This window comes from Thalassovita sp. ABM4_323 (assembly GCF_056158665.1).
Genome location: NZ_JBSWTS010000007.1, coordinates 454591 through 475578 on the forward strand (window position 1 = coordinate 454591; position 20988 = coordinate 475578).

The window sequence follows — 20988 nt, forward strand, 5'->3', positions numbered from 1 at the left end:
AAACTGAGGCCCCTCTGGCATGAACTGGATCACCAACTACGTCCGTCCGCGCATCAACTCGATCTTCTCGCGCCGCGAAGTGCCCGAGAATCTTTGGACCAAATGCAATGGATGCGGCACGATGCTGTTTCACCGCGAGCTGTCCGAAAACCTGAATGTCTGCACCAACTGCGGGCACCACATGGCGATCACGCCGCGTGACCGGTTCCACGCCCTGTTTGATGGTGGCGTCTTCACCGAGGTCGACGTCCCCGAGCCCACCGCCGATCCGCTGGTTTTCCGCGACCAGAAAAAATACCCCGAGCGCATGAAAGCCGCCCAGAAGAAGACCGGCGAAAAAGAGGCCATGCTGGTCGCCGCCGGTGAAATGGGCCGCACACCGATCGTTGCCGCGTGCCAGGATTTCAGCTTTATGGGCGGGTCCATGGGGATGTATGTGGGCAACGCCATCATCGCCGCCGCAGAAAAAGCCGTGGAACTGAAACGCCCGCTGATCCTGTTCTCGGCCGCTGGGGGTGCGCGTATGCAAGAGGGCATCCTGTCCCTGATGCAGATGCCTCGGACCACCGTTGCCGTGCAGATGCTGAAAGAGGCCGGCCTGCCCTATATCGTCGTGCTGACCCACCCCACCACGGGCGGCGTCACCGCGTCGTATGCGATGCTGGGCGACGTGCAGATCGCCGAACCCAACGCCTTGATCTGTTTCGCAGGTCCGCGGGTGATCGAACAGACCATCCGTGAAAAACTGCCCGAAGGCTTCCAGCGTGCCGAATACCTGCTGGACCATGGCATGCTGGACCGCGTGACGCCGCGCACCGAACTGAAGGACGAACTGGTCACCATCATCCGGATGCTGCAAGACCTGCCCCCGGCGATCAAAGGTGACCTGCCAGCGCCTCAAGCCAGCGACGCCCCGGTCGACGCCGAGCCCACCACAGACGAATGAGCACGCAAAACTCGGACGTCATCCTGGACCGGATGATGGCGCTGCACCCCAAGGTCATCGACCTGACGCTGGACCGCATGTGGCGCCTGCTGCATGCGCTGGACGATCCCCAGGACCGCCTGCCCCCGGTGATCCACATCGCGGGCACGAATGGCAAAGGCTCGACCCAGGCGATGATCCGCGCGGGGCTCGAGGCCGCAGGCAACACCGTCCACGCCTATACCTCGCCCCATTTGGCGCGATTTCACGAACGCATCCGTTTGGCTGGCGATCTGATCTCCGAGGACCACCTGACAGAGGTCCTGGACGAATGCTATGCCGCCAATAAGGGTGAAAACATCACCTATTTCGAGATCACAACCTGCGCCGCCCTGCTGGCCTTTGCCCGCACCTCTGCCGACTACACCTTGCTCGAAGTCGGTTTGGGCGGACGTCTGGACGCCACCAATGTGATCGACACGCCTGCGCTGACGATCATCACCCCGGTCTCGATCGATCACGAACAATTTCTGGGCAACACGCTGGCCAAGATCGCCGGAGAAAAGGCCGGAATTCTCAAGCGCGGCGTCCCCTGCATCGTTGGCCCCCAGCAAGACGAAGCGATGGAGGTGATCGAGGACAAGGCCTCCCGTCTGGGCGCCCCCCTGATTGCATACGGCCAACACTGGCATGTGTTTCAGGAACGCGGCCGCCTGATCTATCAGGATGAAACGGGCCTGCTGGATCTGCCCCTGCCCAACCTGCCAGGTGCGCACCAGATCCAGAACGCTGGTGCTGCTATTGCCGCCCTGCGCCACCTGAACCTGGGCGAAACCGCCGCCGAAGCCGCCATGACCCAGGCCAACTGGCCCGCGCGTATGCAGCGCCTGAAAAACGGCCCCTTGGTCCAGGCTGCCCCCAATGCCGAGCTGTGGCTGGACGGCGGGCACAATGCCGCCGCCGGTCAAGCCCTGGCCGCCCATCTGTCCACATTGCCCAAACGAGACACCTATTTGATCTGCGGCATGCTGAACACCAAGGATATCGGCGGCTACCTATCCCCCATGGCCCCGCATGTCACGGCGTTGCACGCCGTCTCGATCCCGGGCGAGCCCAACACCCTACCCGCAGAGATCACAGCCCAGCAGGCTGAACAGGCTGGCATGTCCGCACAGTCCAGCCCCGACGTGATCACTGCGATTCAGACCATCACGCAACACTCTGCAAACGCCCGTATCCTGATTTGCGGTTCACTGTATCTGGCCGGGGCGATTTTGCGCACGAATAGTTGAGGTGATTCGAACAAATCGAATCACTCCCTGTTGACTGATTCGCAGCGATTCGCTTAAGGTCACCCCAAGGCATTCGTTGGTGACGTATCACCACCCGTCGACGCACTCCATTTGCGTCCGGAACGACAGGTAAAACAGGCAGGATAAAAGAGGGGTCGGTCCAACGACCCCCTTTTTTTTGCACAGGCCTCAATGGCCTGAAACAGCGCCCCGCTCCCGACCTCTTGTGCTTTTTCTTGGCTCAAATACCCCGGGGTTTGGGGCAGCGCCCCAAGTCCCGAGGAACGGTCCGCAGGACCGTGACGAGACATCAAGCGCGCGCATCAGCGCGCCCCATCAGATCAAGCGTCCGAGGCCCAGTCCTCGGCCTGCATTTCACGCAAGCGACTGGCAGTACGCTCGAATTCGAACACGCCTTCGCCTTCTATATACAGGCTTTCGGGTTCATCCGCGGCAGAACAAATCAGGCGGACCTTGGCCTCGTACAGCGCGTCGATCAGCGTGACGAAACGCTTGGCCTCATTGAAATTGCTGCGTCCCAGGCGCGGCACATCCTCCAGCACCAGAACTTTGACCGCCTCGGCAATGGCCAGATAATCCCCCGGCCCCAGCATCTTGCCGCATAGATCAAAGAAACTGGCCCGCGCCACCCCATTGCGAAAGGCCGGCAGTTCGACATCACGACCTTTGACCTTCAGCACCAGCGGGCTAGCGTCGCCGCCGGACAGATGCTCCCACACCTCGCGGATTTTCTGGCGACTGGCGTCATTGATCGGCGCGAAATAGACAGGCGCGCCCTTCAGGCGGTCCTGACGGTAATCGCGGGGCGAGATCATCTCCCACACCACCATCTGATCTTTGATAATCTCGATGAAGGGCAGGAACAGCTGGCGATTCAGACCGTTTTTATACAGGTCATCGGGCACCCGGTTCGAGGTGGTCACAACCACCACCCCCTTGGCGAACAGAATCTCGAACAAGCGGCCCACGATCATCGCGTCGGTGATATCGGTGATCTGCATTTCGTCAAAAGCCAGGACCTTGACCTTGGCCGCCACATCATTGGCCACCGGGGCCAGCGCGTCTTCGACCCCGTTTTTGCGGGCTTCGTGCATGGCCGCGTGGATTTCCTGCATAAAGGCATGGAAATGGACCCGGCGCGCAGGCACGCCCAGTTGTTCCACGAACAGGTCCATCAGCATGGACTTGCCACGCCCCACACCACCCCACAGGTACAGGCCCTTGGGCGGAGGCGGTGCCTTGCGGAACAGGCCCTTTTTCACGGGTTTCGACAGCTCGTCCCGGATACGTTCAAATTCGGGCAGAACGGCCTCTTGGGCGTCGTCTGCATGCAGATCGCCTTGCTCAACACGGCTGCGATAAATGTCCTGAATACGCGTCATGCGCACCGCATAGCGCGGTTGCATTCCGTTGTCACGAAAAGTGATGCGCTGGCGAACAATTCTTGGATTGACCCGGAATTGAATGTTCGCTCAATTAGCACTCTGCGACAGGAGACCCCCATGCAAACGCGCGCGCCCTTGTTCAATTCCGTTCTGATTGCAGGCAGCCTGATCATTCTGATTAGCTTTGCCATTCGCGCCAGCTTTGGCGTGTTTCAGATCCCCATCGCCAACGAATTCAACTGGCCCCGCGCCGAGTTTTCGCTGGCGATTGCGATCCAGAATTTGGCCTGGGGGTTCGGGCAGCCCATCTTTGGCGCCATTGCCGAGAAAATGGGGGATCGCAAGGCCATCATCCTGGGTGCGCTGATCTATGCGGCGGGGCTGGTGCTGTCATCCTTTGCCGTGTCCCCGCTGGCGCATCAGTTCTACGAGGTGCTTGTGGGCTTTGGCATCGCGGGCACCGGATTCGGGGTGATTTTGGCGGTGGTCGGGCGCGCGGCTTCGGACAAGAACCGGTCGATGGCGCTGGCGATCACCACGGCAATGGGTTCGGCTGGTCAGGTCGTTGGCGCGCCGCTGGCCGAATGGATGCTGGGCTTCCTCAGCTGGCAGGAGGTGTTCCTGGTGTTTGCGGCGATGATTATTCTGGTTCTGGCCTGCCTGCCGATGATGCGCAGCGTCGCCCCGCCCGCCAGCAAGGCCGAGCTGGAGGAAAGCCTGGGCGAGATCCTGATCAAGGCGTTCAAAGACCCCAGCTATACCATGATTTTCCTTGGGTTTTTCTCGTGCGGGTACCAGTTGAGCTTTGTCACCGCCCATTTCCCCGCCTTCGTAACCGAGATGTGCGGCCCCATCGCAGACGGCAGCCTGCTGGCCGCGTTGGGCGTCAATACGACTTCGGCGCTGGGGGCTGTGTCGCTGTCGATCATCGGAGCGGCCAATATCGCAGGCACGCTGTTTGCTGGGTGGCTGGGCGACCGGATGCCCAAGAAATACCTGCTGGCGATCATTTATACCCTGCGCACGCTGATCGCGGCGGTGTTTATCATGATGCCGATGACGCCTGCCAGCGTGGTGATTTTCTCGGTGACCATGGGAACGCTGTGGCTCGCAACGGTGCCGCTGACCAGCGGGCTGGTCGCGCATATCTATGGGCTGCGCTACATGGGCACGCTGTATGGGATCGTGTTTTTCAGCCACCAACTGGGCAGTTTCCTGGGCGTGTGGCTGGGTGGTCGGATGTATGACATCTATGGCGATTACACCGCTGTCTGGTGGGTCGGTGTGGGGGTTGGCGCCTTCTCGGCCCTGATCCACCTGCCCATCCGTGAAAGCCGCCGCACACCCGCGGCGGCCTAGGTGGCCGCGTTCCAGCGATCCAGGATGTAGCGGCTGGTCATCAAGTCCAGATGCGCGCCGCCACCGTTTTTGAACAGGGTGATCTCGTCGTCGCTTTGGCGCACGAACTTGCCCAGATCATAGTAGTCCGCCACCATGTCCTCGCGCGTGATCAGGCCGTTTTCCAGAGGGATGTTGATCTCGCCAATATGGCCGATTGTGGTATCAAAGCTGTCCACGAACACGCGCGCACGGGTCAATGCGGTATCATCCGCCTCGCGCATGTCAGGCCGGTAGGCACCAATCAGGTCAAGGTGTTGGCCGGGGCGCAGCCAATCGCCCTGAATGAATGGATCAGTGCTCATGGTGGCGCTGGTGATGATATCAGCGGCAGACACCGCGCTGGCCAGATCCTCGGCCACGGTCATCCCGGGAAATTGGGCCGCAAAATCCTCTGCTTTGGAAACCGTCCGGTTCCAGATTGCAAATTCTGCCTGCGGAAAAGCCGCCGAATAGGCCTGAACCAACGAACGCCCAACAGTCCCAGCGCCCAGAACCAAGATCTTGCGGCTGTCAGGACGCGCCAGTCGGGTCGCGGCCAACAGGCTGTCGCCTGCGGTTTTCCACTTGGTGACCAGATGGAAATCCACCAGAGCCTCGAGCGTGCCATCGGTATCCGAGTAGAGACAAACTCCGCCGTTCACCATGCCCTTGCCTGCGGCCGGATTTCCCGGGAACACGGTGGCCGATTTCACAGCCAACCCCATCCCATCAATCCACGCGGCGCGGTTCAGCAGCGTGTCCTTGCCGCGATACAGAAAACTGTCCGCGATCTCGGCCTTGGGCAGATCATGACCCGCGGCCAGCGCTTGGGTCAGCCCGATCCAATCCAGGAGTTTTTCGCCCTCCTCGAAGGGTATGATGGGGAAGCTCATGCGTGCGCTCCCTGGGTTAGAACGCCGTGGCGGGTCAGACAGTCGGCCCAGCCTTGCGGTCCTTCAAACAGGTGCGTTTGCCAACCGCGTGCCGCCGCGGCCGCGATGTTTTCTGGCCGGTCATCCGTGAACAGCAGGCCTTGGGGACGCAATCCGCACCCCTTTTCCAACGCCTCATAGATCCCGGCGTCGGGTTTGATCATCTTCAGCCGGCCGGAAACATACAGCTCGTCAAACAGGTCCAGAAACGGGTAATGCGCGCTGGCGATTTCAAACGTATCGACACCGAAATTCGTCAGGGCCAGCAGGCGAGTGCCCTGCGCCTTGAGCTGTTCCAGCAACGCCACCGATCCGGGGATCGAAGGGCTGGCCATGTCGATCCAACGGGTCGCCCAAAGCATGATCTCGTCCGCCCATTCGGGCGTTTCGCCAGCGGCTTCCTGAAAGGTTTCGATCAGCGGCTCGCCCGCGTCCACACGCACATTATACGCATGCATGTCGACCGCATCGAACAGCTGTTGGCGCCGCTCGGATCCGATCTCGCGATCATAAAATCCTTCGGGATCGAAGTTGATCAAGACCATCCCCAAGTCCCAAACCACCGCTTCAATCATGACTGTGCCTTTCTTAATGTGCGCTCCAAAGCGTCCAGAAAACGCGAGCGATGCGCCTTGGAAAATCCCTTGCCTCCGCCTTGGCGAAACGGATCGGCGGCGCGCAGATCGTACATCAAATCGCGCATCGCCAGAGCGTTTCCGATATTGGCCTGTGTCAGCGGCTCGCCATCGTGTTTCAGGACCAAAGCGCCTGCCTCGACGCATTTGGCGGCCAAGGGGATATCGCCGGTGATGACCACGTCGCCAGGCCCCGCGCGTTCGGCGATCCAAATGTCCGCGATATCCGGCCCCTCGGGGACAATCACGGTTTCCACCAGCGGGTTGGCCGAGGGTCGAATGCCGCCATTGCAGACCATTTTCACCGGGATTTTGTGGCGCGTGGCCACCCGCTCGGCCTCGGCCTTCACGGGGCAGGCATCCGCATCCACATACAGAACGGTCACTTCTTGGCCTTCTTTTTAACCTTGTATTCCTCGGGGATGGGCATGCGGTTGAACGCGTCCAGCCCGGCGATGCGATAGGCCTCGGCCAGGGTCGGATAGTTAAAGGTATTTTGCACGAAGTAATCCACCGTGCCCTTCAGGTTCAGCACAGCCTGCGCGATGTGGATCAGCTCGGTCGCGCCTTCGCCCACGATCTGCACGCCCAGAACCCGGCGGGTTTTCAGGCTCAGCAGCATTTTCAGCATCCCGTGTTCCAACCCCATGATATGCCCGCGCGAGGTTTCGCGGAATCGCGCCACGCCGACCTCGTAGGGGATACCGCGTTCTTGCAGTTCTTCCTCGGACATGCCGCAGGTGGAAATCTCGGGCACCGAGTAGATTCCGTAAGGAAACCAAGGGCTTTCGGGCAAAGTGGGCGTTTCCAGCGCGTGACAGGCGGCCACGCGGCCTTGCTGCAAAGAGGTCGACGCCAAGGACGGATGCCCGATCACATCACCGGCTGCATAGATGTGGGGTACGGCGGTTTGATAGGTCTTGCGATCCACCTCGATCCGGCCACGATGATCGGTTTCCAACCCCAGCGCTTTGAGGTTCAGCTTGTCCGTCGCCCCCACACGGCCAGCGGCAAACAGCAGCATCTCGGCGCGCACATGACGCCCGTTGGCCAGGCTGACCTCGACATGCGAGCCCGCATCCTCGACCTTTTCGATGGCCGAGCCCAGTCGCAAATCTACGCCATTGTCGCGGATCTGATGCGTGAATTCGTGAATGATCGTATTGTCGATGAAATCCAGGAACGTATCGCGCGGTTCGATCAGCGTCACCCGCACATCCAAGGCTGAAAACATGGTGGCATATTCCACCCCGATCACCCCGGCACCCACCACGATCAGGCTGCGCGGAATCTGGGCCAGTTCGACGAAATCATCACTGTCGACCACCGTTTTTCCGTTGAACGGCACATAGTCCGGCCGATAGGTTTTGGTCCCCGTGGCGATCAGGAAATTGTCTGCCGTCAGACGCGTGGTTTCGCCGGCCTCGGTCGCGACCTCGATCTCGTTCGGGCTAAGAAAGCGGGCAAATCCGTTCAGCGTTTCCACGTGGTTGCGGTTGAACTGGTGCTCCAGGTTGTCGACCTCGTAATCCAGCGTCTTGTGCAGGCGGGCCTTCAGGTCCTGGGCCTCGATATCATCCTTCACGCGATAGCTGCGCCCGTAAAAGCTGCGCTCGCGCCAGCCGGACAGGTTCAGCACCGTTTCGCGCAACGTCTTGGACGGAATCGTGCCCGTATGAACCGAGACCCCACCCAGCTGATCGCGGCGATCAACCACCAGAACTTTGCGTTTCAGCTTTCCGGCCTGAATAGCGGCCGAGCGCCCGGCAGGTCCGGATCCGATGATGATGAGGTCGTATTGGTTCATGTCTTAATCCGAATAAAGTGCTTCTGCATGGAAACTCACGTGGTCTTCCATGAAGCTGGAAACAAAGAAATAGCTGTGATCATAGCCCTTTTGCAGGCGCAGATCGGCGGGCAGGCGGCGTTTCATCACGGCCTCGGCCAGGGCTTCGGGCATCAACAGATCAATGAACTGATCCGCACTGCCGGTATCGACCAACAAGGGAATATCCAGCCCGACCTCGCGCATCATCAGGGTCGCGTCATGCTTGGCCCAAAGGGCTTCATCATCCCCCAGATAGGCCCCCAGTTGCTTGCGCCCCCAATCCCCCGCCGTCGGGTGGCAAATCGGTGAAAACGCGGAGACCGAGCGGAAACGCCCCGGCAGGCCCATCGCTAGGGTCAACGCACCATGTCCGCCCATCGAATGGCCGGTGATCGACTGGCGGCCTTCGTCGATGTTGAAATTCGCGGTGACGATCTTGGGCAGTTCCTCGGCGACATAGTCCCACATCTGGAAATGCGGCGCCCAGGGCTGTTGGGTGGCATTCACATAGAACCCAGCCCCCTGCCCCAGATCATAGCTCGGATCATCTGCCACCCCGTCACCGCGTGGCGAGGTGTCCGGAAAGACCAACGCGATCCCCTGTTCAGCCGCCCAGGCCTGTGCCCCCGCTTTGACCATCGCGTTTTCATGGGTGCAGGTCAGGCCAGACAGATACCACAGAACCGGCACCGGCGTGTCCTGCGCCTCTTCGGGTAGGAACAGACCAAAGGTCATCTCGCAACCGGTGGAATGCGCCGCATGTTTGTACACGCCCTGCACACCCCCAAAACAACGGTTTTCGGAAATCACGTCCATGGTACTCTCCCTCTTTCCCAATCTGTGGCTAACGCAGCGCCCCCCCATGGGCAAGGGGACATAGCGCGCTTGGGGCTCAAACGGGCGCTTCCTTCTCTTGCTGAAACTAAACTGATCAGTTTATAGTCCCAAGGCGCAGCCCGAGGACACCCCAATGGATCAGGCGACAAAACCTATCATTCGAACCGGCCGCAAGTTCGATCAGGTCCTCGCCGGGGCCCGGGAGATCTTTATGAAAGATGGTTTCGAAGGCGCCAGTGTCGATGAGATCGCCAGGGCCGCTGGCGTGTCCAAGGCGACGCTATACAGTTACTTCCCGGACAAACGATTGCTGTTCATGGAGGTCGCAAGCGCCGAATGCAATCGCCAGACCTTGGACACGTTGCTGATGATCGACCGGACAGCGCCGGTGCGGGACGTCCTGACCCTGGCCGCGCGCCAGATGATTGCGATTTTTACGGCGCGGTTTGCTCAGCGGATTTTCCGCGTCTGTGTCGCCGAATCTGATCGCTTTCCTGAAATCGGGCGAAAGTTTTATGAATCCGGCCCCCGCGCCGCCCGCAGGCATGTTGCCGAGTTCCTTCTCGAGGCGCAGGGCCGCGGCGAGTTGCGCATTCCAGACCTGGAACTGGCCGCAGATCAGTTTGTCGAGCTGTGCAAGGCAGACATCTTCGCGCGCGCTGTGTTTGGCATTTCCGACAGCTTCAGCAAAGAAGAAACCGACCGCGTGGCCCTGGGGGCGGTCGACACGTTTCTGGCGCGCTACGGCACCGAATAGGACGGGCCTGTCCGGCCCGCCCTTAGTGGCCTCAGTATTCCACGACCGCGCGGATTGATTTGCCTTCGTGCATCAAATCAAAGCCGTGGTTGATCTCTTCCAGCGTCAGCTTGTGCGTGATCATCGGGTCGATCTCGATTTTGCCATCCATGTACCAATCCACGAATTTGGGCACATCTGTGCGGCCCTTGGCGCCGCCAAACGCGGTGCCTTTCCAGACACGGCCGGTGACCAGCTGGAACGGACGGGTGCTGATCTCGGCGCCAGCGGGGGCCACGCCGATGATCACCGACACACCCCAGCCCCGGTGCGAGCATTCCAGCGCATCGCGCATCACTTGCACATTACCGGTTGCGTCAAACGAGTAATCCACGCCGCCGAACTGGTCTTTCTCGGTCTTGGTCAGCTCGACGATGGCGTCGACGGTCGACTGCCCCTCGGGCAGCTTCGAAGGGTTCACGAAGTGGGTCATGCCGAACTTCTTGGCCATCTCGGCCTTGTCGTCGTTCAGATCGACGCCGATGATCATGTCTGCGCCAGCCATGCGCAGGCCCTGGATCACGTTCAGGCCGATGCCCCCCAGGCCAAACACTGCCGCAGACGAGCCGATTTCCACGCCCGCCGTGTTGATCACCGCGCCGATGCCGGTGGTCACACCGCACCCAATATAGCAAATCTTGTCAAAGGGCGCATCGTCCCGCACTTTCGCCAGCGCGATCTCGGGCATCACGGTGTGGTTGGCGAAGGTCGAGCAGCCCATATAGTGATAGATCGGCGTGCCATCCAGCATGCTGAACCGCGTGGTGCCATCGGGCATCAGGCCCTGGCCTTGCGTGCCACGAATGGCCGTACACAGGTTGGTTTTGCCCGACAGGCACGAATGACATTCGCGGCATTCCGGCGTGTAGAGCGGGATCACATGATCGCCCGGTTTCAGCGTGGTGACGCCTTCGCCGCATTCCACCACAACACCCGCGCCTTCATGTCCCAGAATTGAGGGGAACAGCCCCTCGGGATCCGCGCCCGAGCGGGTGAATTCGTCGGTATGACACAGGCCCGTGGCTTTGATTTCGACCAGAACCTCGCCCGCTTTGGGGCCTTCCAGGTTCACTTCCATGATCTCCAGAGGTTTGCCCGCTTCCAGCGCGACAGCCGCCTTTGTACGCATATTTTCACTCTCCCAATATGTCCGCTTAATTCCTGCGGTACCTGAGGCGCACTATAGGAAGAGGAGTTTGCTATGCGCCACAACAAAATGGCGCATAGGCTCGCATTCTTATTTGTCGATGCGATAAGATTTGTGGCATCCGCCGCAGCTACCACCGACTGATCGCAGACCACCCTGAATCCCTTCGGCCGAGCTGACATCAAGCGCGCCCACTGCTGCTTCCATTGCGCCGGCCTTGGAGGCAAAATCTTCCCAGTTCTCCCAAATCGCTGGCAGAGCTTCGGATTTTGGGTCCATTACTTTGACCTCGAAGGCAGCAGGAATGGCCTGAGCGTTTGCAATCAGGCCAGCCTTGGCCATCGCGGCCTTGTCTGCATCAAACGCCATCTTCCCCTTGGCCATTCCACCCAGAACGCCCATGTTGGCTTTGACCTCGCCCATCAGTTTCATGCGCGCCATAACGTTCGGATCCTTGACGCCGCTATGGGCCAAAGCTGCACTGGCGGCCAGAATGGTGCCGACCGTGGCGATTGTCCTGAAACTCATCTTGTTACTCCTGCTGCAAACCGGGTTTGCACGCATCCCAGCCCAGCCGACCGCGCGAAGCAAGTGAGATTTTCGTGATCCTACAAGGCGCGCAATCCACCGACGACGAAATCCGTGGCCAGAACCGCATATTCTGCGCGACTGATCCCCTTGCCGGGGCGGTGCCACATGTAGAACCAGTTCAAGATCGCGAACACCGTCATTGTGGCCGCCCGCAAACGTTCGGCATCGTCGGCCAAAGTTGGCTGAACCTGCAACACCGAGGTGCCCATGATCTCGACCAGTTCGCGCTGCGTAGCGATCAAAGGCACCTTCTTATCCTCGGGCAGGATTTCCAAGGCGTCGATCTGCAGCTTGTGCTCGGCATCAGCGTCTTCATAGGCCGTTAAAATAGCCTCAATCAGCTTGCCCAGCCCTTCACCTTCCGAGGCCTGCACCTGATCCAATAACTGTCCCAGGTGATCGTCCAGGATGTCGAACAGCAGATCCTCTTTCGAGGACCAATAGTGATAGATCAGCGCCTTGGACACACCGCAAGATTTGGCCGCCCCGGTCATACTGGCACGGTCGAACCCATGCGCGGCGAAATAGGCGGCGGCCCCTTTGCGCAGGGCCGCACGTTTTTCGTCGTGATCGCGTGCCAGTCCGCGGGCCATCAGCTCTCCTTGGGGCGGTTGTCGATGATGCGCACTGCTTTACCCTCCGAGCGCGCCACTTGGCCAGCCCTTGCCACGTCGACCTTGGCACTGATGCCCACATTCGACTTGATTTTACCCGACAAGGCGCGCGCGGCAGCCTCGGGGTCACCTGCGCTCTCGGCCAGTTCCACATGCACGGTCATCACGTCCATCCGGTCCGGGCGGCTGAGCTCGATCTGGAAATGCGGCGCCAGGGCGGGCACGTCCATCAGCTGTTCCTCGATCTGAGTGGGGAAGACATTGACGCCACGCAGGATGATCATGTCATCGCTGCGACCGGTGATTTTCTCCATCCGGCGCATGGTCCGCGCAGTGCCCGGCAACAGCCGTGTCAGATCGCGGGTGCGATAACGGATGATCGGGAACCCTTCTTTGGTCAGCGAAGTAAAGACCAGCTCGCCCAACTCACCATCGGGCAGCACTTCGCCTGTGTTCGGGTCGATGATCTCGGGATAGAAGTGATCCTCCCAGATGTGCAGCCCGTCCTTGGTTTCCACGCATTCGTTGGCGACACCGGGGCCGATCACCTCGGACAGACCATAAATATCCACCGCGTGCATGTCGAAGGCCTCCTCGATCTCGCGGCGCATGGCGTTGGTCCAGGGCTCGGCGCCAAAGATGCCGACCTTCAGCGGGCTTTCGCGCGGGTCCAGCCCCTGTTTGGCGTATTCATCCAGAATGGACAGCGCATATGAGGGCGTGACAGTGATGCCATCGGCGCGGAAATCCTCGATCAGGCGCACCTGGCGCTGGGTCATCCCGCCGGACACCGGCACCACGGTCAGACCTGCACGTTCGGCCCCGCCATGCACGCCCAGACCGCCGGTGAACAACCCATAGCCATAGGCATTGTGCAAAACATCCCCGGCCCGCAACCCCGAGGCCCGCATACACCGCGCCACCACATCGGCCCACATGGACAGGTCATTCTGGGTGTAGCCCACCACCGTCGGCTGCCCCGTGGTGCCCGAGGACGCATGCACCCGCGCGATCTGTTCGCGCGGCACGGCAAACAGGCCAAAAGGATAGTTGTCGCGCAAATCCTGTTTCACGGTGAAGGGAAACTTGGCCAGATCCGCCAACGAGTTCAGATCATCGGGATGCACCCCCGCCTGATCAAAGCTGTTCCGGTAAAAGGGCACGTTTTCATAGGCGTGCTTTAGCGACCATTTCATCCGCTGCACTTGCAGCGCGGCGATCTCATCCCGCGAGGCGGTTTCGATCGACTCCAGATCGCCGGGTTTTGGCGACAAATCCTCCATGACACATTCCTCCACAGCTGTGTCGTTTCTTGTGGCCCGCAGGCCGATGGGTGGTTGGGGGCCGGTTACGCGGCCTCCAACATCAGAGCGATGCCCTGCCCCACACCGATGCACATGGTGCAGATCGCGCGATTTGCGCCCGCATCCACCATGTTGATCGAGGCCGTCAGCGCCAGACGCGCGCCCGACATACCCAGCGGGTGACCCAAGGCAATCGCACCGCCATTGGGGTTCACGTGATCCGCATCATCAGGCAGACCCAACTGGCGCATGGTGGCCAGCCCTTGCGAGGCAAAGGCCTCGTTCAGCTCAACAAAATCCACATCGCTGATTTTCAGCCCATGCCGGTCCAACAACGCCTGCGTGGCCGGGGCCGGACCGATCCCCATGATCCGGGGCGGCACGCCCACGGTGGCCATCGACACGATCCGCGCCTTGGGTGTCAGCCCGTATTTTTCCACCGCCGAGCCACTGGCAACGATCAGCGCGGCCGCGCCATCATTCACGCCGCTGGCATTGCCCGCGGTCACGCTGCCGCCCTCGCGGAACGGGGTCGGCAGGCTGGCCAGTTTCTCGAGCGACGTCATGCGCGGATGCTCGTCCGTGTCGAACACGATGTCATCGCCACGCCGCTGCGGGATGGTCACGGGCGTGATCTCGCGCGCCAAACGCCCCGAGGCAATCGCCGCCGCCGCCCGTTCCTGCGAGCGCAGGGCAAAGGCATCCTGATCCGCGCGCGCAATACCGAAATCAGCGGCCACGTTCTCCGCCGTTTCGGGCATGGAATCCGTGCCGAATTGCTTGTGCATCTGCTTGTTCACAAAACGCCAACCGATGGTGGTGTCATAAATCTCGGCCTTGCGGGAAAAGGCGCTGGTGGCCTTGCCTTGCACAAAGGGCGCGCGCGACATGGATTCCACGCCACCTGCGATGATCACCTCGGCCTCGCCGCATTTCACGGCACGCGCGGCCGTTCCGATCGCATCCAGTCCCGAGCCGCACAACCGGTTCATCGTGGTGCCCGGAACGCCCTCGCCCAAGCCAGCCAACAGGGCCGACATGCGGGCGACGTTGCGGTTGTCTTCGCCTGCGCCATTGGCGTTGCCCATGATCACTTCGTCCACCTGCAACCCGTCAAAAGGCGAGGTCACCTCGCGGATCACATGCGCCAGCATATCGTCGGGACGAACCGAGCTGAGCGTTCCCCCGTATCGGCCAATCGGGGTGCGCAATCCTTCGCACAAAAACGCGTCTCTCATTCTTCGTTCTCCATGAAATGCTGTCCTTTGATCTGCCGCGACAGGCCCCGAAACAGGGCGACCTTGCGCCCATCCGCGCCAGTGACCGTGACGTCATACACACCCGAGCGCCCGGTCAGCGCGACCTCTTGAGCGTGGGCAGTCAAAACCTCGTCCGGTTGGCCCGGCGACAGAAACGTGATCGAGTTTTCCTGGGCCACCACGAGCCGGTTGTAACTGTTACAAGCGAATGCAAAGGCCGAATCCGCCAAGGTAAAGATATACCCGCCGTGACAAATTCGGTGACCGTTCAGAAAATCCTCTCGCACCGGCATGGTCAGCACGGCGCGGCCCGGCCCGATCTCGGCCAGGGTCATCCCCGCCGCCTGGCTGGCCACGTCTTTGGCCCACATCGCTGCTGCACTGCGCTCGGCGCGCTGTTGCGGTGTCATTTCGGCAAACCCTCCTGTTCGCGATTCAGACCTTGCACAAAACCGACCGATCGGTCAATAGTATTGAAATAGGAAATATAATGCTTCATAATGCGGGCAACCGTTTCAAGGAGACCCCAATGCTGAAACCCGAAAGCTTTATCGCCGGAAACTGGATCGCTCCTGGCGCTGCCGCGACACCGATTGTCGGCCCCGTTACCGCCACGGAAATCGCCTTGGCCGGCGGTGCATCGCTGGATACCGACGCTATGCTGCATCACGCACGGAACGTCGGAGGCCCAGCCCTGCGGGCGCTAACCTTCCATGATCGTGCGAAGATTCTGAAAAAACTGGCCCTGTATATTGGCGAGCGCAAGGAAGAGCTGTACGCGATCAACGGCCTGACCGGCGCCACCCGCCGTGATGGCGGCGTGGATATCGAGGGCGGCATCGGCACCTTGTTCGTCTATGCCTCGAAGGGGCGCCGCGAACTGCCTGATTCGCAGGTCTATGCTGATGGTGAGGTCGAACAACTGGGGCGCTCGGGCGCGTTCATTGGGCAACATATTGCAACCCCGTTGCAAGGTGTCGCCGTTCATATCAACGCCTTCAACTTCCCGGTTTGGGGCATGTTGGAAAAACTTGCCCCAACGTTACTGGCCGGCGTTCCCGCAATCGTCAAACCGGCCACGCAGACCTGTTACCTGACCGAGGCCTGTTTCCGCATGATCATCGAATTGGGCTTGTTGCCCGACGGTGCCGTGCAGTTGATCATCGGCCGCACCGGCGATCTTCTAGACAAAATGGGCCCGCAGGATGTGGTCAGCTTCACCGGCTCGGCCGACACCGCGCAGATGTTGCGGACGACCCCGGCATTGATCCAGAACTCGACCCGTTTCCTGGCCGAACAGGACAGCCTGAACGCCTCGATTCTGGGCGCGGATGCCGATGCCGACAGCCCCGAATTCGCGCTGTTCATCAAAGAGGCCGTGACCGAAATCACCACCAAGGCCGGGCAGAAATGTACCGCAATGCGCCGCCTGTTGGTGCCCGATCATATGGCGGGCACGGTGGCCGAGGCTCTGTCTGCGAAACTGGCCACCATCACCGTCGGCCACCCTGATTCTGACGGCGTTCGCATGGGGGCGCTGGCGTCGATGGCGCAGAAATCCGACGTGCTGGCCAAGGCCGCGCAGATCGGCACCGAAGCGCGGCAAATTTGTGGGGATCTGGCTGACTTCCAGCCCGTTGACGCAGATGGCGAAGCCGCCTTCATCCCACCGACCCTGTTCCAATGCGACGACCCGGACGGCGCCGAGATCATCCACGCGGTCGAGGCCTTCGGACCCGTTTCCACCATCCTGCCCTATCGCGACACGGCCCATGCGGCCGCGCTGGCGAACCGCGGCGAAGGGTCGTTGGTGGCCTCGGTCTTTACCCATGATCCGGCAATCGCGCGCGACATCACCCTGACCAGCGCGGCCTGGCACGGGCGTCTGTATATCAACAATCGCGACACCGGGCGCGAGGCGACAGGCCACGGCGCGCCCATGCCTCATATGGTCCACGGTGGCCCCGGTCGTGCGGGCGGTGGCGAGGAACTGGGCGGTATTCGCGGTGTGAAACATTATCTGCAACGCACCGCAATCCAGGGCACCCCCGAGATCATCAGCGCCATCACCGGCACCTGGATCAAGGGTGCCCCGCAGTCGGAAAACCCGACTCATCCGTTCCAGCGGACGTTCAACGAAATCCAGATTGGCGAGACGATTCATACGGGCTCGCGCACGGTTTCGATGGAGGATATCGAGCATTTCGCCCATTTCACCGGCGACACGTTCTATGCCCACATGGACGAGGACGCCGCCCAACGAAACCCCTTCTTCCCTGGCCGGGTGGCGCATGGGTACCTGCTGTTGTCCTTTGCTGCGGGCTTGTTCGTGGAACCGAACGAAGGCCCGGTTCTGGCCAATACGGGGCTGAATGGTCTGTCCTTCCAAAAACCCGTCAGTGCGGGCGACAGCATCAAGGTTGCCCTGACCTGCAAGCGCAAAACCAAGCGCACCGCCGAGTATGGCGAGGTGGCCTGGAACGCCACCCTGACCAATCAGGATGACGAACAGGTTGCCGAGTATGAACTGCTAACCATGGTATCCTACGAACGTTAGGCACGACGGGGGCGGCCCGCGCCGCCCCCCACTTCCCACCAGACATAACCCGGTGTATCAAGGGGTTATGGATCCACTTTCCCCCTTGATCACCGCCCTGCATGACGAAGGACGCCTGCGCGTGTGGTCGCTGGTTATCACTGTGTTCGGTGACAGCGTACAGCTGCGTGGCGGACGGATCGCAAACCTGCGCCTGCAAAAACTGCTGGGCCGCATCGGGATCGAGCCGGGCACGATCCGCACCGCTTTGTCCCGTCTGGGGCGCGATGGCTGGGTTACCTCGGAACGTGAAGGGCGCAACAGCTATTACCGGCTGACCGCCGATGGGCTGGCGCAATTTGCCGACGCAACCAGCCGGATCTATGCGCCGCCGCGCAGCGCACCGGTTACGCAATGGGTTCTGGCGGTCGGCACGGATCAACCCGGTGTGCCGGTCGCGCCTGGCGTGGTTTTGCGCCCGGCCGACCAGCCCGGCCCGGAGCCCGCTTGCGCGGTCGTCGGGGATCTGTCTGCGCTGTCACCGTCCCTGCGCGCCAGCCTACTGACCTCCGGCCATCAGATCGCACTGACCGCCTTGTTCGCTGATTTGGACGCCTTGCGTGGGCAAAGCCTGCCTCCGATTGATGCCGCCGCCGCCCGGACGCTGTTGATTCATCGTTGGCGCAGAATTGTGCTGCGCCATCCCGAACCGCCTGTCGATCTGTTGCCGATCGGGCTGAAGGGGCGTGATCCACGAGCCGAGGTCGCGGCCACCTATGCCGCACTGACGCAAAGTGCCGAGGCCTGGTTTGATTCTGCGCTGCAAGATGTCTCAGCCATGCCGCCAGCCCAGCCAGAATTCAGCAAAAGGTTCCGTCAGGCTTGATTTAGGCCCGGATAAGCGCAACTCTGATGGTATGAATATGCAAGGCCCCACCCCTTTTCCCAAACCCGGCATCCCCGAACAGGTTGCCTTTGATCGCAAAGAGATGGGAGTCATCATGGGGCTGTATGGCCGTATGGTCGCCGCCGGAGAATGGCGCGATTACGGGATTTCCTGCCTGCGCGAGATCGCCGTATTTTCGGTGTTCCGGCGCACCGCTGAAACGCCGCTGTACCGGATCGAGAAACACCCAAAGCTGCGCAACAAACAGGGGATGTATGTTGTGTTCGGCATGGATGGTCAGATCCTGAAACGCGGCCATGATCTGAAAACCGTTCTGCGCGTTCTGGAACGCAAGCTGATCCGTTCGGTCAACTAGCCTGCTGCTTTTCGCAAGGGCAGGCGCCTGCGCGATGTGACGGGGCCATCCCCCTGTGCCTCGATCCTTAAGATCGCCTCGTCGACGGGCTCGAATGCGACGGCCATGTGATGGGCATTCGCATGCAACAGCATCCCCCGCCCGGCCACCAATGCGACATGGCCCTTCCAAAACAGCAAATCCCCCCGGCGCAGCTTTTTCCCCTCCGCCAGCGGGCGCCCCAACGCGGCCTCTTGCAAATCGCTGTCTCCGGGACAGGGGATGTTGCAGGCGATACAGGCCGCCTGCACAAGCCCCGAACAATCAATCCCCCAGATCGAGTTCCCGCCCCACAGATAGGGCACCCCCAGATAGCGTTCGGCCACCTCAACCGGGTCGCGCGCCATCCGGTCCAACGGGGCCAAATGCGGCTTGGGCACATAGCCCAGCGGGGTTTCATAGAACCGGCCGGTTTCCCCGGTCACCCGAAACTGAGACCCCATGCTCAGGCTCATGCGTTCGTGGCTTTTGAAGTCTGGATCGTTGTACAGATGCGAAGCACGGTTGATCACCCAATGGGTCGCGGGGCGGCGCTCTTCGAGCTGGTCGAACGGCAGATAGCCGACATAGCCGTCCTTTTCCGCCTGCACGAAGGCCCAGCCTGCGCGCTCTTCATACATGGTGACCCGCTCGCCCAGCAGCAACTGCCGCTCGCGTCGCCCATGCGGGGCCGACAACAAATCCGCACAGCGCACCGCGATCATCTTTTCGGTGCCATCGACAAAGCTCTCGGCCGCGACCTGCCCCCGAAGATAAGAGGCCGCAACCCGGGGATTGGCCGGCGTCAGGCGCGGATCCATGGGTTACAGCCCCAACAGATCTGGCAAAGCGTCCAGCAACGCCCGAGCGCCCATGCCCACGCCGCCTTTGGGCCGCGCGGGTTTGCTGCTCGGGGACCAGCCGTAGATATCAAAATGCGTATAGCGGACCTGATCGCCCGCAAAACGGCGCAGGAACAGGGCCGCCGTGATCGCCCCGCCAAATCCACCCTTGGGGGCGTTGTCCAGGTCAGCAATCCCGGGCTCCAGGTCGGTTTCGTAGGGGTCCCAGAAGGGCAGGCGCCAGACCGGATCGGCGACTTTGGCGCCTGCGGTTTGCAAGGCGCTGGCCACGTCCTCGTCATCGGTAAAAAACGGTGACAGGTCCGGCCCCACGGCCACGCGCGCCGCCCCGGTCAACGTCGCCATCGAGAGCATCAGATCAGGGTTTCCTTCGGCCCCCAAAGCCAACGCATCAGCCAGAACCAAGCGCCCTTCGGCATCGGTATTGTTGATTTCCACGGTCAGCCCCTTGCGGCTGTGCAGGATGTCGCCAGGACGGAAACTGTTGGCGGACACGCTGTTTTCCACCGCAGGCACCAGCACGCGCAATCGCAGATTTAGCCCCAGCCCCATGATCATATGCGCCAGGCCCAGCACCGTTGCGGCCCCGCCCATGTCCTTTTTCATCAAACCCATCGAGGCCCCGGGTTTGAGGTTCAGCCCCCCGGTATCAAAGCACACGCCTTTGCCGACCAGCACCAGAGATGGGCCCGTGCCCCCCCAATTTATATCGATCAAGCGCGGCGCCTGCTCCGAGGCACGCCCGACGGCATGCACCATGGGGAAGTTCTGTTTCAACAGCTCGTCCCCCGCGATCACCGAGACCTGCGCGCCGTGCGGTTCGGCCAGATCGCGGGCAGCCAGTTCCAACGCCTCGGGGCCCATGTCATTGGCAGGCGTATTGATCAGATCGCGTGTCAGAGCCTCGCCTGCCGCGATGATTTCCAGCCGGTTGGCATCCACGCCTTCGGGGGCAACCAGCCGGGCCTTGGCCCCTTCACGCGCGCGGTATTTGCCGAAGGCATAGCCCGCCAGCAACCAGCCCAGGGCCTCGTGTTCGGCGTCTTCAGGGGGCAGGCCGTGCACAGAATACGCCCCCTCGGGCAGGCCCGCAGCGATCGCGGCCAAGTGGAACCGGCCGCGCCGGCGCGCTGCGGGGGTTCCGTAGCCAGCCAAAACGGCACAAGGGGCTCCATCCTCGCCCGGAATGATCAGGGATTTCCCCAAGGCTCCGGAAAATCCGTGCGCGCTCACCCAGGCCTGAATGCGTTCAGGTTGGTCCGTCAACCAGGCCTCGACCTCGTCCGAGGGAAGCACATGAACTGGGATTGCGGCGTCACTCGCCTTGGCGAAAGTCAATGTCATCTGGGGCCCCATTGGTGAT

21 protein-coding genes are annotated in these 20988 nt (G+C 61.2%); 7 read left to right on the forward strand and 14 right to left on the reverse strand.

The window, feature by feature from the left end:
* The first annotated feature begins 19 nt into the window (after positions 1 to 19).
* Both accD and ACXADQ_RS04615 read left to right on the forward strand, forming a co-directional pair.
* On the forward strand, positions 20 to 946 hold the full coding sequence (gene accD / locus ACXADQ_RS04610) for an acetyl-CoA carboxylase, carboxyltransferase subunit beta (protein WP_475315945.1): 927 nt from the start codon (positions 20 to 22) through the stop codon (positions 944 to 946).
* Positions 943 to 2217: a bifunctional folylpolyglutamate synthase/dihydrofolate synthase gene (locus ACXADQ_RS04615; protein WP_475315947.1), complete on the forward strand. Its 1275-nt coding sequence runs from the start codon at positions 943 to 945 to the stop codon at positions 2215 to 2217. The genes accD and ACXADQ_RS04615 overlap by 4 nt, the downstream gene beginning before the upstream one ends.
* A gap of 341 nt (positions 2218 to 2558) precedes the next feature.
* On the opposite strand, the gene zapE is transcribed toward ACXADQ_RS04615, so the two are convergent.
* Positions 2559 to 3620, reverse strand: a complete 1062-nt coding sequence (gene zapE, locus ACXADQ_RS04620) for a cell division protein ZapE (protein WP_475326031.1) — start codon at positions 3618 to 3620, stop codon at positions 2559 to 2561.
* A 120-nt stretch (positions 3621 to 3740) separates the two neighbouring features.
* Here zapE and ACXADQ_RS04625 point away from each other — a divergent pair, with 120 nt between their 5' ends.
* Positions 3741 to 4982, forward strand: coding sequence for an MFS transporter (locus ACXADQ_RS04625; protein ID WP_475315949.1), 1242 nt, complete (start codon positions 3741 to 3743; stop codon positions 4980 to 4982).
* On the opposite strand, the gene ACXADQ_RS04630 is transcribed toward ACXADQ_RS04625, so the two are convergent.
* The 5 genes from ACXADQ_RS04630 to fghA are packed head-to-tail and all read right to left on the reverse strand — an operon-like array spanning position 4979 to position 9214.
* Complete coding sequence (locus tag ACXADQ_RS04630; RefSeq protein ID WP_475315951.1) at positions 4979 to 5896, reverse strand: ornithine cyclodeaminase family protein; 918 nt, start codon at positions 5894 to 5896, stop codon at positions 4979 to 4981. The genes ACXADQ_RS04625 and ACXADQ_RS04630 overlap by 4 nt on opposite strands.
* Entirely contained in the window at positions 5893 to 6510 is a 618-nt protein-coding gene (locus tag ACXADQ_RS04635; protein ID WP_475315956.1) for an HAD family hydrolase, read from the reverse strand. The genes ACXADQ_RS04630 and ACXADQ_RS04635 overlap by 4 nt, the downstream gene beginning before the upstream one ends.
* Positions 6507 to 6956: a YaiI/YqxD family protein gene (locus ACXADQ_RS04640; protein WP_475315958.1), complete on the reverse strand. Its 450-nt coding sequence runs from the start codon at positions 6954 to 6956 to the stop codon at positions 6507 to 6509. The genes ACXADQ_RS04635 and ACXADQ_RS04640 overlap by 4 nt, the downstream gene beginning before the upstream one ends.
* Positions 6953 to 8377, reverse strand: coding sequence for a Si-specific NAD(P)(+) transhydrogenase (gene sthA / locus ACXADQ_RS04645; RefSeq protein WP_475315961.1), 1425 nt, complete (start codon positions 8375 to 8377; stop codon positions 6953 to 6955). Before sthA ends, ACXADQ_RS04640 begins: the two co-directional genes overlap by 4 nt.
* 3 nt (positions 8378 to 8380) lie before the next feature.
* On the reverse strand, positions 8381 to 9214 hold the full coding sequence (gene fghA / locus ACXADQ_RS04650; protein ID WP_475315966.1) for an S-formylglutathione hydrolase: 834 nt from the start codon (positions 9212 to 9214) through the stop codon (positions 8381 to 8383).
* 154 nt (positions 9215 to 9368) lie between these two features.
* On the opposite strand from fghA, the gene ACXADQ_RS04655 reads away from it, so the two are divergent.
* On the forward strand, positions 9369 to 9992 hold the full coding sequence (locus tag ACXADQ_RS04655; protein ID WP_475315968.1) for a TetR/AcrR family transcriptional regulator: 624 nt from the start codon (positions 9369 to 9371) through the stop codon (positions 9990 to 9992).
* A gap of 31 nt (positions 9993 to 10023) precedes the next feature.
* On the opposite strand, the gene ACXADQ_RS04660 is transcribed toward ACXADQ_RS04655, so the two are convergent.
* The 6 genes from ACXADQ_RS04660 to paaI form a co-directional block, all read right to left on the reverse strand.
* A complete protein-coding gene (locus tag ACXADQ_RS04660; RefSeq protein WP_475315971.1) occupies positions 10024 to 11160 on the reverse strand; it encodes an S-(hydroxymethyl)glutathione dehydrogenase/class III alcohol dehydrogenase in 1137 nt (378 codons plus the stop codon).
* Between the two features lie 108 nt (positions 11161 to 11268).
* Complete coding sequence (locus ACXADQ_RS04665) at positions 11269 to 11706, reverse strand: c-type cytochrome (RefSeq protein WP_475315972.1); 438 nt, start codon at positions 11704 to 11706, stop codon at positions 11269 to 11271.
* A gap of 80 nt (positions 11707 to 11786) precedes the next feature.
* Positions 11787 to 12362, reverse strand: coding sequence for a TetR/AcrR family transcriptional regulator (locus ACXADQ_RS04670; protein ID WP_475315974.1), 576 nt, complete (start codon positions 12360 to 12362; stop codon positions 11787 to 11789).
* Positions 12362 to 13666 carry a phenylacetate--CoA ligase PaaK gene (gene paaK, locus ACXADQ_RS04675; protein WP_475315975.1) on the reverse strand — a complete coding sequence of 435 codons (1305 nt, stop codon included), beginning with the start codon at positions 13664 to 13666 and terminating at the stop codon, positions 12362 to 12364. The genes ACXADQ_RS04670 and paaK overlap by 1 nt, the downstream gene beginning before the upstream one ends.
* A 65-nt stretch (positions 13667 to 13731) precedes the next feature.
* Positions 13732 to 14925, reverse strand: a complete 1194-nt coding sequence (gene pcaF / locus ACXADQ_RS04680; RefSeq protein ID WP_475315976.1) for a 3-oxoadipyl-CoA thiolase — start codon at positions 14923 to 14925, stop codon at positions 13732 to 13734.
* On the reverse strand, positions 14922 to 15356 hold the full coding sequence (paaI, locus tag ACXADQ_RS04685) for a hydroxyphenylacetyl-CoA thioesterase PaaI (RefSeq protein WP_475315977.1): 435 nt from the start codon (positions 15354 to 15356) through the stop codon (positions 14922 to 14924). The genes pcaF and paaI overlap by 4 nt, the downstream gene beginning before the upstream one ends.
* Positions 15357 to 15475: 119 nt before the next feature.
* Here paaI and paaZ point away from each other — a divergent pair, with 119 nt between their 5' ends.
* The 3 genes from paaZ to ACXADQ_RS04700 all read left to right on the forward strand — a co-directional run bounded on the left by paaZ (position 15476) and on the right by ACXADQ_RS04700 (position 18744).
* The gene (paaZ, locus tag ACXADQ_RS04690) at positions 15476 to 17503 is read left to right on the forward strand and encodes a phenylacetic acid degradation bifunctional protein PaaZ (RefSeq protein WP_475315980.1); all 2028 of its coding nucleotides are present in this window, start codon (positions 15476 to 15478) and stop codon (positions 17501 to 17503) included.
* A gap of 67 nt (positions 17504 to 17570) precedes the next feature.
* Positions 17571 to 18368, forward strand: coding sequence for a PaaX family transcriptional regulator C-terminal domain-containing protein (locus ACXADQ_RS04695; protein WP_475315981.1), 798 nt, complete (start codon positions 17571 to 17573; stop codon positions 18366 to 18368).
* Positions 18369 to 18399: 31 nt separating this feature from the next.
* Positions 18400 to 18744, forward strand: coding sequence for a DUF2794 domain-containing protein (locus tag ACXADQ_RS04700; protein WP_475315983.1), 345 nt, complete (start codon positions 18400 to 18402; stop codon positions 18742 to 18744).
* On the opposite strand, the gene ACXADQ_RS04705 is transcribed toward ACXADQ_RS04700, so the two are convergent.
* Together ACXADQ_RS04705 and ACXADQ_RS04710 are read right to left on the reverse strand one after the other, a co-directional pair.
* On the reverse strand, positions 18741 to 19583 hold the full coding sequence (locus ACXADQ_RS04705) for a C40 family peptidase (protein WP_475315987.1): 843 nt from the start codon (positions 19581 to 19583) through the stop codon (positions 18741 to 18743). The two genes, ACXADQ_RS04700 and ACXADQ_RS04705, sit on opposite strands and share 4 nt — an antisense overlap.
* 3 nt (positions 19584 to 19586) lie before the next feature.
* On the reverse strand, positions 19587 to 20969 hold the full coding sequence (locus tag ACXADQ_RS04710; RefSeq protein ID WP_475315991.1) for a leucyl aminopeptidase family protein: 1383 nt from the start codon (positions 20967 to 20969) through the stop codon (positions 19587 to 19589).
* Positions 20970 to 20988: the final 19 nt, after the last annotated feature.